This window comes from Pseudomonas sp. AC083 (assembly GCF_979253165.1).
Genome location: NZ_CEEDDH010000001.1, coordinates 701,456 through 717,629, shown reverse-complemented (window position 1 = coordinate 717,629; position 16,174 = coordinate 701,456). Strand labels below are relative to the sequence as shown.

The window sequence follows — 16,174 nt, the reverse complement described above, 5'->3', positions numbered from 1 at the left end:
GAGAGGGTGCGGTTGGGGGTTGAGAGGTTGGGGGAGGAGCCCGAGTTGCCGAAGATGACTCGGCACTGATTTGCGAGGCGGAACTTACGTTCTCTTGGTGATTAGGGTAATAGCTCAACCACCTCTACGACTGAGTGAATGCAGAGCAAAGTTTATCTGTGTGCATTTTCGACGGATTACTGTTGTTCGAATCTGCCTATCAAATTCGGGTCGATTCAGCCTGCTTGCTGATTTTCTGTTTCTTTGTTCATATGGGTAAGCATTTCGACCAACAACGTCGCCGCTGAAATCACAAGGAAGAGTATGGCCGCCCTCTACCAACTCGCAGTGCTTGGCTCACCCACTCCCGCCCAGATTTCTGAGCTTGAAGAAATCGTCGAATCTGCGGTTGGCATGTTCAATCTACGACTAGGCAATGAAGTTGGGTGGGAGATAGGCCCGCAAGCGTTCAATCCCGACCAACAGTGCTCTGCTGCCGCGGTATTTTTCGGTGGTGAGAGTCCTCCCCTCGGAAATATAGTCAAGCTACTGGAGCGAGGTATCCCGATACTTCCAATAGCGTCCAACGTTGAGAGCGTGAACGCCGAGATTCCTGAGGTACTGCGTCCCATCAACTGTTTAGCCTATACCCCAAACGGGCCACAGCGAATCGCCACCGCGTTACTTGAGTGTGCAGGGTTACTACCTCGCCAGCGCCGAGTATTTGTAAGCTACCGCCGAAGCGAGGCCCGTGAGGCAGCGTTACAGCTCTTCGATGCGTTGTCGTCTCGATTATTCGATGTATTTCTCGATACGCATGGTATTGCACCTGCGGAGGATTTTCAGACGATGCTATGGCATCGACTTTGCGATTCCGACGTCCTGGTGATGCTTGACACACCTGGCTATTTTGTAAGCCGATGGACTAGCGCAGAGTTCGGACGGGCCTTGGCTAAAGGCATTAGTGTATTACGGGTAGGTTGGCCCGACTGCACGCCATCTTTGCGAACATCCACAGCCAGTCGTGCTGAACTGTTAGCTGAAGAAGTGGATGATGCTACAGGGCGTCTCGCAGAAAGCGCCATAGAGCGAATCTGCTTACAGATTGAAGAGGTTCGTAGTCAAAGCCATGCAGTGCGTTCCGTAAATCTAGTGAGTAATTTGCGAAACGCTATTCAAACGATTGGCGGACAGTTCATCGGAGTTGGGCCTAACAAGGCGGTATATATCCAACTTCCAGACGGACGAAATGTCGTCGTTTATCCTACAGTAGGTGTTCCAACGTCCACTACGTTGCACGACGCGTCCAGTAATTCGCCAGATCAATCCGTCGCCGTTGTATACGATCATGTTGGATTACATCCCCGATGGCAAGGCCATTTAGACTGGCTTGGGCAGCACATTCGCTCTGCAAGATGGGTCAAAGCTAGCGAAGCCGGATGGCAATTTGCGGACTGGGAGTTTTAAACGTGGGTGCAATTTTTCTTTCAGCCAGCGTTCCACTTATAAACCGGGGTTCGTATCACGAAACCGCCAATCCATTCCTAATCCAGTGTGCTGTAAGAGAACTCATTATATCCGTAATTCGTCAGCATAAGATTGTTTGGGGAGGGCATCCCGCTATCACCCCCATGATCTGGAGTATATGCGAGGACTTGGGTATCGATTATAGTGAGGCAGTGATTCTGTATCAGAGCAGATTTTTTGATGATCGCTACCCGGAAGAGAACGATCACTTTAGAAATGTTGTTTTTATCGACGCAGAACCTGAAGGGTTAGATGCGAGTTTGCTGCTAATGCGAGAAAAGATGCTCTCGCGCGATGACTTAGTTGCAGCTGTCTTCATTGGTGGTATGGAAGGTGTGGAGCAAGAGTTTGAGCTTTTTAAGAATTTCCATCCAACAGCTAAGATTCTACCTGTACCGTCCCCTGGCGGCGCTGCCTTGGATTTGGCCAAGAGTCTCGGCTGTTTTTCAGAGGCGGATCTTAATGATGTGGACTTTGTACAGATATTTCACATGCACTTGGACAATATTTGAAGTGTTGCGGATTGAAACTTTCGAGCGATTGGGAGGGTGGTTGCGATACATCCTCCCATTTTGCATGTTCATATTAGGTGAAAGCGCTAACGATGATAGCCGTGATCGATAGGATTTTGATGGCGGAAGAAATCTGTTCTAAAAAATCAAATTCTATCGAACAATGAGCCGCTACTCCTTATAGATTGTCCGTAAAGTTCCGTAATTTGTTTCTGAAATTGTGTTTGGCCTCCATAGCTTGGATGTCTCACGCAGATCACGGGCAGTGAATTAGTGATACGATTTGCCGCAGCCGCAGCATCGTTACCAATCGCCACTATCCGAGATGGCTGAAGCAATGTGATGAGCTGCTGGAGTAGCTCTTCGCCTGCTTGTCTTTCACGAGCGTTGTGCTGTCTGTTTGTGAACGGATCTCCTGGTTCATGCGGGTGTAAAGGAAAGACGTTCCACAGAAATATGCGCGCGTCAATATTTTCAAGCATTCCCCATATGACCGCAGCTGTTCGTTCGGCCACAGCATTTCCTATAGTCGGTCGCTCAGGAACCAGTTCAAGATTCCACCTTCGGGCATGCTCACTTATGTGAATATCGTCAGTAAGGGCTAACCCTGTACGGCGCCCTCCGCGATATCCAAGGTCTCTACCAATCCATATGGCGTCAACAGGTTCCTCAAGTGCACTACGCAACACCGCGGACAGAGCGGTCGCACGGCGACGCGGTGCATCACGTCGATCATGAATTTCGCAACGATCTGAATACGGATTGAAGCAATCTTCAAACTGCAGAGACGCTACTGCACCAACAAATGGGTGGATCTTCATTTTTTAGACTCAAGCGGCATGTATGTGATAGTGCGTTCTTCACGGTTCCCAATGATCCAACCGCCTTCGTTCGCCTTAAGCTGGCGGAACACAGTATAGCCATCCAGAATTGCCCTTTCCCAGAGCTTCAGCGGGCATTTCTCTACTTCATAACCAGCCACAAATTCGCCAATTGTCTTGAGAAGGCCAAGCGAAACCTTGTCTTGGTCGGCAAAAAAATTTAGATCCTTCGCTCTAGAGAATATCCACGCCGAAACCCCTTCTTCTACAACGGTGGCTCGACCATTGTCCTGCTCTTCATCATACCTAGGATTACTCTTTCGTTTGTGCTTGATCAGTGCTCGAGTTACAGGTGACCAGTGCAGGATTGCTGCATAAGCAAAGTGAAAAACATCATGGAAGCGGTAACCGTCACTGTCAGCAATGTTGTCACTTAGAGGGTCACCAATGAATACTTCCTTCCACTGTAGGTAGCTTTTTCCACTTCCCCGCTGATTCACTCGTATTCTGAAGTTTCTAGGAAGTTGCTCTTCGATGCCAAAATTGCAGTCGAAATCTAGGCCAACTAAATCTCGTGCTTCTGGTTCTATAAATGCGCCGCGAGCCTTCCTGATATTGCCGCGAGCAACTTCCGAAAATGCAAGCTTGGCCGCGTGCATAGAGTCAAGAAAAGCCCGTGCGAAATTAGTCAAATCGTGACGGGTAGGGATGTTTCCGAGTAGTGCTGCAGCCGATTGCCCAAGGCAAACTAATGTGTCATCTAAAGAAGTGGCAGAATCAACAGGCACAGCTATATAAGCCAGCGCACCATCAGCTACATCACTCGCGGCCCCTACATTCCGGAAATTTCCATGATTTGCTGCCTCCGAAAATATATCTTCAAGAGAAATATCCAGGCGCCTGCAAATTGCAGCTAGATACCAAAGTGTATCGCCAAACTCCTCTTCTGCTGCCTTTTTGAAGCCAGGATAAGCCGTCCCCTCTCGAACACTCTTTTTGGCGGTAGCCATTATTCCGCCGACCTCTCCATATAGGCCCTGAAGAATGGGATTAAAGTCGCTTGAATCAAGCACGTCTGTATCTGCAATTTCTGCAGCATAATCCGAGAGCAGTAGAGATCCTTCCTTTTTCATCGGTCACCTGCGAATAGTCAGCCATTCGAATGGAGCGCCCTGATAACCATGAACGCCAAAGCTTCTAATCCATTTTTCAAGATTCGAAATTAGTTGGACATCATCAAAGGTGGTAAGCCCGATGCCTTGTTTACATAGATCGCGACCTTGTTGGTCTTTCAGGTTGTCGGGGAACTCTGGCCCACTTCCCCCAAAATATACAAAGTCCTGACTAATAAGCACTCTGTTGACACCTGAATCACGGGCCACGTGATCCAAGTTGACCGAACCATCTGGAAGGGAGTGGAACGAATCTCGCTGCTGCCAATCTTCCCCAACCGCAGCCCGGAAATATATATTGTCTCCGCAGCTTTGTTTTCGACTACCCTTGCGGAAAGGTTTTTTTGCCTCAAATCGAGGGTCTAAACAATATTCATCAAATGTCATTGCCTCAGTTACACGCATTGCATAAACGAGATGTCCTCCAAGTCGGACATTTCGATCATTACTACCACTACCGATTACCCAGTCACCAATTTGAGCTCCTTTTCGGATTTTTGGCTTACAAGTTGCTAGCGTGCAGTAGTTATAGAAGGGGTTAGGAGCGAATCCACTGTCATACCGAACAACATAAGAATAGATACGAGGCATTAACATGGATGCCTCTTCAATGGCACTGGCTCGCAATCACTCCCGTCAGGTTTTTCCCAAGAGTCCTTCCCGTTGATGGCTTCAATGATGGAATCTCCATTCCATCCAACCAGTGCGTCGGCATACTCAGTCAAAGAACTAGGAAGATCACACTCTTTTTCGCCATGCTCCCAAACACCTACAATACGCTTCCCTTGCTTTGCGGCATATTCGATCTCCCAGTTAACCCAGTCACTGTTCTTAGTCTGGGGGGAAACGTAGCATATAAATATACCCGCCCAGTTGATGGCGGGAGCGAGGATCTGCGTCTTTATATATTGCTCATCGGTAGCATTATTGAATTTCCCTGTATGGATGGAAGAGTCTCTTACCTCCAGTCCTTTTGGAGCTAGCAAATCCTTGAGTTTTTTTAGTCCATGATCGTCCTTGTGAACGTGACTGATAAAAACGTTCCTTTTCTCCACCACCTGTCACCTCCATTCGCATCGCATGGTTTCGGCGCCTTCTGGTTTCAAGCATCATCCGTGGCGCCACGAAAAGAAATGTAGCGCTAATAATGTCATTTGGCCACAGCGAAGATGCGTCGCGCTATGGGGCGTGGCGGACCGATTTCCACCATGAAGGTCAACTGGTACGTGGCTCTCTCGCCATGCCGCCATAGCGTTGTTTCGATTTCTATCCAAATGGTGCTCTAGGACCATTGAGAAAACCCAGATGAATATTAAGAATTGCAGTCAATTCAAGTGAATATCTGTTTCTTGCAGGAGCTTCGGATCGTTAGGGACAGTATTGCCAATGTCACGCGCTGAAGATGATCGAGCAACCGAAAGCCAATCATCGATAGCTTTTGTGCAATGAACGCAGCGCTTGTCGGGTAATCGCTCTGGAAATCACTGGCCGGAAAAAAGGGCGATGTATTTGCTACCGTGACGATAGAGTGCCTGACTGCAGATTAGGGCGGATGGATCATTGATTACTGAAATATCGATTGGGGATCTGCGGTTTGGAGTGGCTAGGTTCAAGAGGGCGAGGTTGTTGAGCGTTGTGGTTTTCTTCCCGAGCGGGGTGTTCGCTAGCATCGGGTATGAGATGCCTAATCGGTATAAGGGTAAAGAGGACACGACGAAGGGCGATAAACACCCATGTTTAAAAAACATCCTCAGTCACGCTCCCAGGCTACATATCCTTGCGCCTTTGCCTACAGCTACGCCAGAATCCGCCGGCTTGTGCGCCTAGGGAGCGGGTTCTATCGTGGTGCGGTCGCTGACGAATCAGCGATCGGATTTGACCGTCCGCCCAATATCAAGGCGCGCCAGCGTTCTGCACGTATTCAGGTATTGTCTGAATTTCTGTTGCGGTGGCTGTGCGTGGGACACCTTCGGGTGTGCCGGATTCCTTGATGTCCGGTCGGTCAACCCGCGTACAGCTGCCACCCTGTTTGTTTGACCGCGAACGGTGGCGGCTCCAGTCATCAAGGAGCTTTACCATGATCAAACCAACACCCAACCCACCCGAAACCGATCCTACGTCTCCCTACGAATCCCTCGATTCCAACAAACTCCACGAAGCCGCCGACCGCGCGCTCGATCATTACCTGTCGCCAAACAATCTCCTGCCTCAGCCGCGCAAGGCGCGTGGGATGTATGCGGTGACGGCGGATACCAAGAATGAAGAACTGCTGGCTGATGCAAGTGAAACGCTTGCTTCGGCGAAGACGATTGCTCAGGACATTTCCAGTTTGTTGCCAGCGCCGCAGCGTCGGGCTTTGTTGGGGGTTGCGCAGTTGATCATGCTGGGGGAGCTGGCGGTGAATCGGGCGCTAGATAATTTGGAGTTGCCGGGTTGATGTGGAGCTGGGCAGGCAGCGATGGCAGATGCGCTGTTTCTGCTGCCTGATAATCCGCTATCGCCAGCAGGCTGGCTCCCACAGGGTTTTGTGTTAATCAGGGACGTTGTGTTCGTCGCTGAAACCTGTGGGAGCGGGTCGGTTTAGTTTTACGTGATTATTCAGCCGCTTCAGGGCATTCACCGGTCCATCGCGTCACCGTCATGTCGTTGAACTGCTCACCGATGGTATCGACGCGCAGGCAAGCGCCTTTCTTTGAGTAGTACAAGATGCAGCGCGAGCTATCAAACGAGCAGGTGTCCAGTTCGAAGTACTTGCGTGTAGCCAGCTCCTTCTCCACGCCACTGTATTCATACCCGTCGGTGGTGTGCATCGGCGTTGGCTTCCATCCTTGTTTGACGAGCTTGGACTTGGCCGCAGCCAAACGCTCACCGACGACGATGCCTGCTGGCCCGCGCTTGTCGTTTGACGCCTGTGAGTCATCGGCAAACGTTGCGCTGACACCCATGCAATAAAGTGCCACAAATACGAGGGTTGAAGCCTTCATTTGGTTGTTCCTCCAGCGGCTTTGTAGCTGGACAAAAACTCCGGATACTCGACGTAATGTTGCGGGGGGTAGTGATTCTTTTTGCCGGGACCTTCGGGAAGTGCCGCCCACCTTGTTGCTGCTTTCGGCATCGCGCCTGGAATGTCGCCGGCCTTGATCTTGTCGATCACACCCAGGGTGCGCAGCATGTCGACCGCGATAAGGTCTTGCGTATGAGGCGTAAAATCGGTCAACCCCATCTTTCCGCCATACTCGCGCCAAGTGGCAATGGTTATCTGATACAAGCCCGATGCCGTTGTGGATCCGCCGAAGCCGGCGCCAGGATGGGTTGATTCATCAGTGAACGTCCATTTCCCGGTCTGAAAGCCCTTTGCCCAGCCGTATCCATATTTCGCGTGGTAGTCACCGCCTTCGGCTTTGGCGATGGCAGCCAAAAAGGCCTTTACGTTCTTATCCTTCAAATACTCTTCATTCTCTGCCCGTCTTATCTGTTTTTTAGCGTCCAGCGCTACAGTTTTTGGGGTGGTGTCTTTGACGGCCGTCACTTCTCGCGTGGCGACGGGAGACATCTTTCTGCCACTTTTGCTAATCACTTCAGCCATGCCTTAATCCTCAAGAAACAGCTTGATGGTTTCAGGCAGGTGCGAACTCACTATGTGCGTGTATCCCATCGGATCACTTACGCCGTGCTCCATGCTGCCGTCAGCGCGTTGAATGGCGTATTCAAAATTGGCTAACGGTTTTCCAGACTCTTGGTCAACCAGTCTGAACTTGTCACTAAAGTGCACCGGCATTGGCAGCAGACCGCTGAAGGGCGCTGATACGACGGTGTCGCCAATAATGACCGTGCCGGATCCGCCGATAACCACGTTGCCGTGGCCGCCGATACTGTCTTTAGTCGCAGCGTTCAGCCCATTGATGAATACCGTACTGCTGACGGCGCCCGTGATTGGGCTACCGCACGCGGACTTATCTGTCATTCGAGCGGCAGCAAGGCCATCGAAATTCACATTGGGCGAACCGCTGACAATAGGGTTTGTGCCATGCCCAGGAAGCGGGCAACTGGTTGGATCTGTGACTCGCGCAGCGGGTTTGCCACTCATGAATAATTCCTTTTCAAAGTTTCAGTTTTCCTTGGCCTGAATGGAGTCGATAAGGGGGCGATGGATATCGGCTGCCAAAATAGTGCGGTGGTGTCCAGCGTGTACGTGAGAAGAATGGGCATATCCTTGGAGGGGTGCATAACGTTTTTACTGTCCATGTAAATGTGCTGCGCGCAGCATGCCCGAGGCAGGCGATGCGCTCAATATCTACTTACAAATTATTAGTTGACTGTTTGGCGTCATAAAGACCGGGCGAGCTAAGGTAATCCCTGGCAACGGATGACGGATCGTTTTTAGAAATCGGAGCGCGATAGGACGTGTTGAACACCAACGTTTAAAAAGACATCTCCAGTCACGCTCCCAAGCTACATATCCTTGCGCCTTTGCCTACAGCTACGCCAGAATCCGCCGGCTTGTGCGCCTAGGGGACGGGTTCTATTGTGGTGCGGTCGCTGACGAATCGGCGATCGGGTTTCGCAGCCCGGATCAATCAAGGCGCACAGCGCTCCAGTCCGTTGTCATTTTTGGCAATGGTGCTTTATGGCGGCTGTGCGCGGGATACCTTCGGGTATGCCGGGTTCCTTGATTCCCGGTCTGCGAACCTGCGTACAGCTGCCACCTCTCTTCGTTTCGCAGCGAAACGTGGCGGCTCCAATAATCAAGGAGCTTCACCATGATCAAACCAACACCCAACCCACCCGAAACCGATCCCACGTCTCCCTACGAATCCCTCGATTCAAACAAGCTCCACGAAGCCGCTGACCGTGCGCTCGATCATTACCTGTCGCCAAACAATCTCCTGCCTCCGCCGCGTAAGGCGCGTGGGATGTATGCGGTGACGGCGGATACTAAGAATGAAGAATTGCTGGCTGATGCAAGTGAAACGCTTGCTTCGGCGAAGACGATTGCTCAGGACATTTCCAGTTTGTTGCCAGCGCCGCAGCGGCGCGCGTTGTTGGGGGTTGCTCAACTGATCATGCTGGGGGAGCTGGCGGTGAATCGGGTGATGGATAATTTGGAGGTGGCGGGGTGATGTTGTTGGCCTTGGTACGGCGCTGGGCCTTGGGATTTTAGGTGCGGCATAAGAGCCCCTCACCCCAGCCCTCTCCCGGAGGGAGAGGGGGCCGACCGAGGTGTCTTGCGTTTTACATCGACCTGGACGATTGCGTTGATTATGGCTTTGTGATGCTCAGACATCGGCGCAGAAGAGCCCCTCACCCCAGCCCTCTCCCGGAGGGAGAGGGAGCGGACCGAGGTGTCTTGCGTTGCACATCGACCTGGACGAGCGTGTTGATTATGGATTTTTGATGCTTATGCACCGCGGCAGAAAAGCCCCTCACCCCAGCCCTCTCCCGGAGGGAGAGGGAGCCGACCGAGGTGTCTTGCGTTTTACATCGACCTGAGCGACCGCGTTGATTATGGATTCAGAGCGATACGTTCAGGTCGGCGTATCTCTGGAACATCCCCGAATCGGTTCCCTCTCCCTCGGGAGAGGGCTAGGGTGAGGGGCTTCCTGGCCGTGACAACAGGGTCTCCAGTCTGGCCAACGGCGGCGCATCCTGATTGCGATCAAATACTTGGATTCCAATCTTGAGCAACCGTCCATTCTCTGCGCTGGCGATCACCTGTTCGCAGCGCAACAACAATCTTCCTTGATCACATTCAACAGCCTTCATCCCATTCGGCAATCGCCCCTCCAACCGCAGCTCAGCCATCCGGCTCTGCGCGGCAATCAGCGCGATCGATCGATCCCGCAACAGCCCATTACTCTGCGTCATCAACCCCGCGACGCGCACGGCGGCGGACATGGCGACGGCGATGATCGCCAGTGCCACCAGCACTTCAATCAGGGTGAATCCTTCCTCTCGCGTTTGCGCGCGCATACATGGCCCAAAAGCAAAAACCAGCCCTCGACGCTAACCCCCGTCCTTGACGGCTTGACGACGGAAACACCCGAGGATTTTCAACATCCCTGACATATCTTCTTGCAACACTGCGCGTCGAATTCGGATCAAGCCAAGGAATGTCGAGATGGATATCGCACCTTTGAACACGCTCAGTCAGTCGCCGCGTATGTCGCACAAGCTACGTAGCCAGCAGGGTTTTACCTTGATCGAGATCATGGTGGTGGTGGTGATTCTGGGGATTCTGGCGGCGATGGTGGTGCCAAAGGTGCTCGACCGGCCGGATCAGGCGCGGGCGACGGCGGCGAAGCAGGATATTGGCGGGTTGATGCAGGCGTTGAAGTTGTATCGCCTCGATCACGGCACGTATCCGAGCATGAATCAGGGGCTGAAGGTGTTGGTCGAACGGCCGGCGGATGCGAAGAACAGCAACTGGCGTTCGTACCTGGAGCGTTTGCCGAATGACCCGTGGGGCCGGCCTTATCAGTACCTCAACCCGGGCGCGAATGGTGAGGTCGATATCTTTTCCCTTGGCGCCGATGGCCAGCCGGACGGCGATGGCGTGAATGCCGATATCGGTTCCTGGCAGTTGTAAGGCCGGCCGTGAACACAGGTTCGCTCAACGGGGCGAAGCAACGGGGCATGGCGATTATCAGCGCGTTGTTGATCGCCGCCGTGGTGGCGGTGATTGCGGCGGGGATGTTGACGCGTCAGAGCGTGGCGACCCGGGCGCTGGAGGCCGATCAGCAGCGGGTGCAGGGGCGTTGGGTCGCGCAGGGTGGTCTGGAGATCAGCCGGCAGTTACTGTGGGATGCGCGCCTGCGTGATCCGTTGACCCGGCGCGATCAGCCTTGGGCGCAGCCGTTGATGGCGGCGGGTTTTGCCGGGCGGCTGGAGGACGAGCAGGGCAAGTTCAACCTGCGCAATCTGGTCGCCAATGAGCGCATCGATGAGGCGCAGGTGCAGGCGTTCGAGCGGTTGTGCGAGTTGATCGGTGTGAGCGCCGTTGTCGGCCAGCGCATCCGTCAGCGGGTGATTGCCGGGTATCCGCATCTGCTGAATGCGCAGATTGGCGCGACGGGCAAAGCAGGTTTCGACAGCGGCCGCGCGACTTCGCCGGATGCCGATCACAAACCGCCACCGCCGAAGGTGCCGATGCTGCGCACGCTGGATGATTTGCGCAGCGTCGAAGGCGTGACCGATGCGCTGATCGGCCAACTGGCGCTGTACGTGACGGTGATTCCGGCGACGACGTGGATTAACGGCAACACCGCGACGGCGCAGGTGCTGGCGGCGTATGTGCCGGGGCTTTCGCTGGAGCGGGCGACGGCGTTGATTGCCGAGCGTGACGCCGGGCGCTGGTTTATCAATCGCGGGGATTTCGTGAACCGCTTGCGCATGCCGCAGCTGGAAATGAGCAGCGTCAAGGTCGGTATCACCAGTGACTGGTTTCGTTTGCGCGGTGAAGCGCGGCGTGATCAGCGCCGGGTCAGCCTCGACGCTTTGCTGCACCGCAGCGAAGATCGCCTGCCGCAGGTGATCTGGTCGCGGGTGGGCGCATGAGTCAGTTGCGCGTCGGGTTGCCGCCGCTGGCGGAGCTGGAGTTGCACAGCGAAGTGAGCTGCGCCTGGCTGGATCGTCAGGGGCAGGTCAGTCGTGAGGAACGGCTCACTTTGAGTCAGTTGGGGCAACGGCCGAAGCAACCACCGCTGCTGTGTTTTCTGCATCCGGCCGACAGCCTGCTCGCCAGCATTGATCTGCCGCCGCTGCCCGCGAACAAAACGGCGGCCGCTGTGCAGTGCGCGGCGCAGGCATTGATGCTCGGCGACAGCACCCAGATGCATATCGGCCACAGCCCTCGCGATGCAAGCGGGCAGGTGCAGATTGCCTGGGTCTCGCGGCTGCATTTGCAGGTTCTGGCTGCGGTGCTCAAGCAAGCGGGTTTGAGTTTGCGCGGTTTGTATCCGGCGCCGTATAGCCTGCCAGTGGCGCCCGGTGTTGTCGCTTGTGTGGCGGACGGGCATTTGCTCCGGCGCGAGAGTTTGAACAGCGCGCAGGTTGAGCCGTTGCTCGGTGACGAAGTTGATGAGGCATCGTTTGAAGCCGGATCAGCACAACGCTGGATCGGTGCATTGCCCGGTTGGGGTTTGCACGGCGGCCTGCAGCAAAGCGGCGGCGAGCAACGTGGCTGGGGGCGCGCTGTCGGGTGTGTGGCTTTGGCCGTGGCAGTCTGGGTGATCGGGCTGAATATGTACGCCGCTCGCGAAGCTCGGCAGGGCCAGCAGCTCAAGGCGCAAATGAGCCAGCGGGTGAAGCAGGCGTTTCCTGAATTGCCGGTGATTCTCAACCCGCTGCAACAGGCGCGTCAGCAACTCGAGCAGCGGCAAAAAGGCGCGGTCGATGACCCGGCGCAAAATTTCAATCGACTGGTGTTGCAGGCCGGCACGGGCATGCCGTTCATGGCTGGCAGTGTCGAGCGCCTGAGCTACCGTGACGGCGCTTTGCAACTGGCCTTGCTCAGCGATGCAAACCGTGGCGGCAACGACAAGGATTGGCAAAACACCTTGGCCCAGGCCGGCATCAGCGTCACTGCCGATGACGCAGGCTGGACGCTGCGCCCGAGCGATGAATCCAGCGCAAACACCAACGAAGACGACGACAGCGGAGCAGACGATGAGTAGGGCGACGCTGGCGATTTACCGTGCGCGTGGGCAGCGCTTCAGCAGCCAGTTGCAGGCGCGTTGGCAGCCGTTGGCGCTGCGTGAAAAACGCATGGTCGGCGGCATGGCGCTGGTGCTTGTCGGTCTGCTGATCTGGCTGACGCTGGTCAAGCCGCCATTGGCCAGGATCACTTTTTGGCAGAACGAAACGCCCAAGTTGCGCGCGCAAACCGAGGCGCTGGAAGTGCTGTTGCGCAGCGTCAATGTGCGGCCGCAGGGGCAAAGCGTTGACCAGTCGCTGGAGCAAAGTCTGCAAGCGGCGGGGCTCGCCGGGCATTACCAATTACAAGCGGCGGAGGGTGGCGGGTGGCAGCTGAATGTCGACGCCGCGCCGGCCGATGCGCTGCTCGACTGGCTGCTCAGCCAGCCGTCACAACTTTCTCTGCAGGTCGTCGAAGCGCAGTTGCAACGCGCAAACGAAACCTCGACCGATGTCACCGCCGGCACATTGTCAGGCACCGTTCGCATGGATCAGGCGCAGGGCGCTAAGGAAGCTTCATGAAGGAGTCACGCTGCAAACCGGCACGTCTGGCGCTGCCGTTGTTGCTGATGGCATTGAGCGCGTGCAACAGCACCACGGCGCCGCAGAATCAGCCGCCGCTGTTGGTCGACAGCGAACTCGGGCGGCCACTGGCCAACACCCAGCGCAGCGGCGATGCGGTGGCCGATCGCGAACGGGCGCAGGCTCAGGCGCGGCCGGTGCCGAAGCAGTTGCATAACATCAGCCAGCGTGGGCGCAGTGGTGGTCCTGCGCCGAGCAATGCAGTTGCGCGCAATCCGTTGGGCGAGCAACCGGTGACGCTGAATTTTGTCGAGGCGGATATTCAGGCGGTGGTACGGGCGCTGTCGCGGGCCACCGGCCAGCAGTTTCTCGTCGATCCACGGGTCAAGGGCAATCTGACGTTGGTCTCGGAAGGTCAGGTGCCGGCCCGTCAGGCCTACGACATGCTGCTCGCGGCGTTGCGCATGCAAGGCTTCAGCGTGGTCGATGTCGGCGGTGTGGCGCAGGTGGTTCCCGAGGCCGACGCGAAACTGCTCGGCGGGCCGATCTACAGCGCCGACAAACCTGCCGGCGACGGCATGCTCACGCGCACGTTTCGCCTTCAATACGAGAACGCGGTGAACCTGATCCCGGTGCTGCGCCCGATCGTTTCGCCGAACAATCCGATCAATGCCTATCCGGGCAACAACACCGTGGTCATCACCGATTACGCCGAGAACCTCACCCGCGTTGCGCAGTTGATCGAGAGCATCGACACGCCGAGCGCGATCGACACCGATGTGGTGCAGATCCAGAACGGCATCGCCGCCGATATCGCGCCGATGGTGGCCGACTTGCTCGACGCGCCGGGCCATGATCCGACGCAGAAAATCGCCGTGATCGGCGACCCGCGCTCGAACACCATCATCATCCGCGCCGGCAGCCCCGAGCGCACCGAGCTGGCGCGCAACCTGATCTACAAACTCGACAACGCGCAGAGCAATCCGAGCAATCTGCATGTGGTTTATCTGCGCAACGCCCAAGCGGCGAAACTCGCCCAAGCCTTGCGCGGTTTGCTCACCGGCGAGAGTGACAGCGGCAGCAGCGACGCGGCGCGGTCGGTACTCAGCGCGATGGGCAGCAGCACCGGCGGCAACGCCGGGCAGAACGGCCAGAGCAGCACGCCGAGCACTGGCACTTCAACGACGACTGGCAGCGGCGCAAGCGGCGGCAGTTATGCCCAGGGCAGTGGCGGCGGCAGCAGCAGTGGCGGTACGCAAAGCAGCGAACAGAACGTTGCGTTCAGCGCTGGCGGGGTGACGATTCAGGCCGATGCCACCACCAACACGCTGCTGATTTCCGCACCGGAACCGCTGTATCGCAATCTGCGTGAGGTTATCGATTTGCTGGATCAGCGCCGTGCGCAGGTGGTGATCGAGAGTCTGATTGTCGAGGTCGGCGAGGACGATGCCAGTGAATTCGGTGTGCAATGGCAGACCGGTAACCTCGGCGGCAAGGGCATGATCGGTGGCGCCAATCTCGGCGGCGCGGGTCTCAACACGGGGGCCAAGAACAGCATCGACGTGCTGCCGCAGGGTTTGAACCTTGGCTATGTCAACGGCACGGTCGACATTCCCGGCATCGGCAAGATTCTCGACCTGAAAGTGCTGGCGCGGGCGCTGAAGAGCAAGGGCGGCACCAACGTGCTGTCGACACCAAACCTGCTGACGCTGGACAACGAAGCGGCGAGCATTTTTGTCGGCCAGACCATCCCGTTTGTCAGCGGCAGCTACGTCACCGGCGGCGGGGGCACCAGCAACAACCCGTTCCAGACCGTCACCCGCGAAGAGGTCGGCCTCAAGCTCAACGTGCGTCCGCAGATTTCCGAGGGCGGCACGGTGAAGCTGGATATCTATCAGGAAGTCAGCAGCATCGATGAGCGCGCGTCCAACAGCGTGACCGCGGCGGGCATCGTCACCAACAAACGGGCGATTGATACCAGCATTCTGCTCGACGATGGGCAGATCATGGTTCTCGGCGGTTTGCTCCAAGACGGCTACAGCCAGAGCAATGATGCCGTGCCGTGGCTGGGCAGCCTGCCGGGCATCGGCGCGCTGTTTCGCAACGAACGCCGGGCGATCACCAAGACCAACCTGATGGTGTTCCTGCGCCCGTACATCATCCGCGACAGCGAAGCGGGGCGCAGCATCACCCTCAACCGCTACGACTTCATGCGCCGCGCCCAGGGCGGCTTGCAACCGGAACGCAGCTGGGCGATGCCCGACATGCAGGCGCCGCAACTGCCAAGCGCCGCGCAAGGCGTGCCAGCGCCGGGGCCGACATCAGGCCCACGCGCCACGATCAAAGCCGTACCGATCGAAGGGAGCACCCGGTTTTGACTGAGATGATGACGGTGGCGAGGGGATTTATCCCCGCTCGGCTGCGCAGCAGTCGTAAAACCGGTATACGCGATTTGCCTGGAGAAATCGATTCTCAAGGTTTGGGTCTGCTTCGCAGCCCAACGGGGATAAATCCCCTCGCCACAAGAGATCTCATTGCCACAGGGGATCCCATTGCCACGGCATCGATTGAAGGGAGCACCCGGTTTTGACTGAGATGATGACTGTGGCGAGGGGATTCATCCCCGCTCGGCTGCGCAGCAGTCGTAAAACCGGTACACGCGATTCGCTTGTAGAAACCGGTTCTCAAGGTTTGGGTCTGCTTCGCAGCCCAACGGGGATAAATCCCCTCGCCACAGGGGATCTCATTGCTACAGAAGGCTCCATTGCCCCGGTACCGATCGAAGGGAGCACCGGGTTTTGACTGAGATGATGACTGTGGCGAGGGGATTCATCCCCGCTCGGCTGCATAGCAGTCGTAAACCGGGCACATGCGATTTGCCTGGAGAAACCGGTTCTCAAGGTTTGGGTCTGCTTCGCAGCCCAACGGGGATAAATCCCCTCGCCACAGG

General features: G+C 56.0%; 17 protein-coding genes. 9 read left to right on the top strand and 8 right to left on the bottom strand.

Annotated features, from left to right (window positions below; all coding sequences use genetic code 11):
* Positions 1-303: 303 nt before the first annotated feature.
* Both AC0IXA_RS03020 and AC0IXA_RS03015 read left to right on the top strand, forming a co-directional pair.
* Positions 304-1,446 (top strand): toll/interleukin-1 receptor domain-containing protein, encoded by a 1,143-nt coding sequence (locus AC0IXA_RS03020; RefSeq protein ID WP_471811604.1) that lies wholly within the window; start codon positions 304-306, stop codon positions 1,444-1,446.
* A 2-nt stretch (positions 1,447-1,448) separates the two neighbouring features.
* Positions 1,449-2,018 carry an SLOG domain-containing protein gene (locus AC0IXA_RS03015; RefSeq protein ID WP_471811602.1) on the top strand — a complete coding sequence of 190 codons (570 nt, stop codon included), beginning with the start codon at positions 1,449-1,451 and terminating at the stop codon, positions 2,016-2,018.
* Between the two features lie 146 nt (positions 2,019-2,164).
* On the opposite strand, the gene AC0IXA_RS03010 is transcribed toward AC0IXA_RS03015, so the two are convergent.
* The 4 genes from AC0IXA_RS03010 to AC0IXA_RS02995 are packed head-to-tail and all read right to left on the bottom strand — an operon-like array spanning position 2,165 to position 5,066.
* A complete protein-coding gene (locus AC0IXA_RS03010) occupies positions 2,165-2,839 on the bottom strand; it encodes a uracil-DNA glycosylase (protein ID WP_471811600.1) in 675 nt (224 codons plus the stop codon).
* Positions 2,836-3,972 carry a pyrophosphatase gene (locus AC0IXA_RS03005; RefSeq protein ID WP_471811598.1) on the bottom strand — a complete coding sequence of 379 codons (1,137 nt, stop codon included), beginning with the start codon at positions 3,970-3,972 and terminating at the stop codon, positions 2,836-2,838. Before AC0IXA_RS03005 ends, AC0IXA_RS03010 begins: the two co-directional genes overlap by 4 nt.
* 3 nt (positions 3,973-3,975) lie before the next feature.
* Complete coding sequence (locus AC0IXA_RS03000; RefSeq protein ID WP_471811596.1) at positions 3,976-4,608, bottom strand: Nmad2 family putative nucleotide modification protein; 633 nt, start codon at positions 4,606-4,608, stop codon at positions 3,976-3,978.
* Positions 4,602-5,066: a TIR domain-containing protein gene (locus AC0IXA_RS02995; protein ID WP_471811594.1), complete on the bottom strand. Its 465-nt coding sequence runs from the start codon at positions 5,064-5,066 to the stop codon at positions 4,602-4,604. The genes AC0IXA_RS03000 and AC0IXA_RS02995 overlap by 7 nt, the downstream gene beginning before the upstream one ends.
* A gap of 1,022 nt (positions 5,067-6,088) precedes the next feature.
* Here AC0IXA_RS02995 and AC0IXA_RS02990 point away from each other — a divergent pair.
* Positions 6,089-6,448 carry a DUF6124 family protein gene (locus AC0IXA_RS02990; RefSeq protein ID WP_471811592.1) on the top strand — a complete coding sequence of 120 codons (360 nt, stop codon included), beginning with the start codon at positions 6,089-6,091 and terminating at the stop codon, positions 6,446-6,448.
* Positions 6,449-6,605: 157 nt separating this feature from the next.
* Here the strand turns inward: AC0IXA_RS02990 and AC0IXA_RS02985 are convergent, their stop codons facing one another.
* Genes AC0IXA_RS02985 through AC0IXA_RS02975 form a run of 3 tightly spaced genes read right to left on the bottom strand, consistent with a single transcriptional unit; the run spans position 6,606 to position 8,098 of the window.
* A complete protein-coding gene (locus AC0IXA_RS02985; RefSeq protein ID WP_471811590.1) occupies positions 6,606-6,995 on the bottom strand; it encodes a hypothetical protein in 390 nt (129 codons plus the stop codon).
* The gene (locus AC0IXA_RS02980) at positions 6,992-7,597 is read right to left on the bottom strand and encodes a lysozyme family protein (RefSeq protein ID WP_201278865.1); all 606 of its coding nucleotides are present in this window, start codon (positions 7,595-7,597) and stop codon (positions 6,992-6,994) included. The genes AC0IXA_RS02985 and AC0IXA_RS02980 overlap by 4 nt, the downstream gene beginning before the upstream one ends.
* Before the next feature lie 3 nt (positions 7,598-7,600).
* Positions 7,601-8,098, bottom strand: coding sequence for a PAAR domain-containing protein (locus AC0IXA_RS02975; RefSeq protein WP_125927373.1), 498 nt, complete (start codon positions 8,096-8,098; stop codon positions 7,601-7,603).
* A gap of 673 nt (positions 8,099-8,771) precedes the next feature.
* Here AC0IXA_RS02975 and AC0IXA_RS02970 point away from each other — a divergent pair.
* The gene (locus AC0IXA_RS02970) at positions 8,772-9,131 is read left to right on the top strand and encodes a DUF6124 family protein (protein ID WP_016774969.1); all 360 of its coding nucleotides are present in this window, start codon (positions 8,772-8,774) and stop codon (positions 9,129-9,131) included.
* Positions 9,132-9,594: 463 nt separating this feature from the next.
* Here the strand turns inward: AC0IXA_RS02970 and gspI are convergent, their stop codons facing one another.
* Complete coding sequence (gspI, locus tag AC0IXA_RS02965) at positions 9,595-9,981, bottom strand: type II secretion system minor pseudopilin GspI (RefSeq protein ID WP_471811588.1); 387 nt, start codon at positions 9,979-9,981, stop codon at positions 9,595-9,597.
* A gap of 190 nt (positions 9,982-10,171) precedes the next feature.
* Here gspI and gspG point away from each other — a divergent pair, with 190 nt between their 5' ends.
* The 5 genes from gspG to gspD are packed head-to-tail and all read left to right on the top strand — an operon-like array spanning position 10,172 to position 15,602.
* On the top strand, positions 10,172-10,597 hold the full coding sequence (gene gspG, locus AC0IXA_RS02960) for a type II secretion system major pseudopilin GspG (RefSeq protein ID WP_217864936.1): 426 nt from the start codon (positions 10,172-10,174) through the stop codon (positions 10,595-10,597).
* A gap of 47 nt (positions 10,598-10,644) precedes the next feature.
* Entirely contained in the window at positions 10,645-11,565 is a 921-nt protein-coding gene (gene gspK / locus AC0IXA_RS02955) for a type II secretion system minor pseudopilin GspK (RefSeq protein WP_471811586.1), read from the top strand.
* The gene (gspL, locus tag AC0IXA_RS02950; protein WP_471811584.1) at positions 11,562-12,683 is read left to right on the top strand and encodes a type II secretion system protein GspL; all 1,122 of its coding nucleotides are present in this window, start codon (positions 11,562-11,564) and stop codon (positions 12,681-12,683) included. Before gspK ends, gspL begins: the two co-directional genes overlap by 4 nt.
* A complete protein-coding gene (gene gspM / locus AC0IXA_RS02945; RefSeq protein ID WP_471811582.1) occupies positions 12,676-13,224 on the top strand; it encodes a type II secretion system protein GspM in 549 nt (182 codons plus the stop codon). The genes gspL and gspM overlap by 8 nt, the downstream gene beginning before the upstream one ends.
* Positions 13,221-15,602, top strand: coding sequence for a type II secretion system secretin GspD (gene gspD / locus AC0IXA_RS02940; protein WP_471811580.1), 2,382 nt, complete (start codon positions 13,221-13,223; stop codon positions 15,600-15,602). The genes gspM and gspD overlap by 4 nt, the downstream gene beginning before the upstream one ends.
* Positions 15,603-16,174 lie beyond the last annotated feature (572 nt).